1 protein-coding gene is annotated in these 291 nt (G+C 55.0%); it reads right to left on the bottom strand.

The window, feature by feature from the left end:
* Window positions 1-97: 97 nt before the first annotated feature.
* Window positions 98-291: ATP-binding protein (locus HMPREF2617_RS05835; protein WP_168168337.1), on the bottom strand; the 194-nt coding region annotated here is incomplete at its 5' end.

Raw genomic sequence — 291 nt, 5'->3', positions numbered from 1 at the left:
TGTGTTTTGTCAAGTTGTTTTAGGCCGTTTCGGCTCGAATTTTTAGGCCAGTTCGGCACGGTTTTGGGCCGTTTGAGCGTTGCTGGGGTTTTGAGGGTTATTTCATGAGGGCGTTTGCCATGCGGTAGGACTGGCCGGTGAAGGTAATCATGCGTCCGTGGTGGACGATGCGGTCGATGGCTGCCGCTGCCATGTCATCGTTGCCGAAGACTTGGCCCCATTGGGAAAACGCGAGGTTGGTGGTGATGATCAGGCTGCGTTGTTCGTAGGCGTCGGCGATGGCTTGGAAAA

Origin of the sequence: Corynebacterium sp. HMSC070H05, assembly GCF_001837615.1 — a bacterium.
Classification (GTDB): Bacteria; Actinomycetota; Actinomycetes; order Mycobacteriales; family Mycobacteriaceae; genus Corynebacterium; species Corynebacterium coyleae.
Note: the sequence above shows the minus strand (reverse complement) of the source record. Positions and strands in the feature narration are given on the sequence as shown.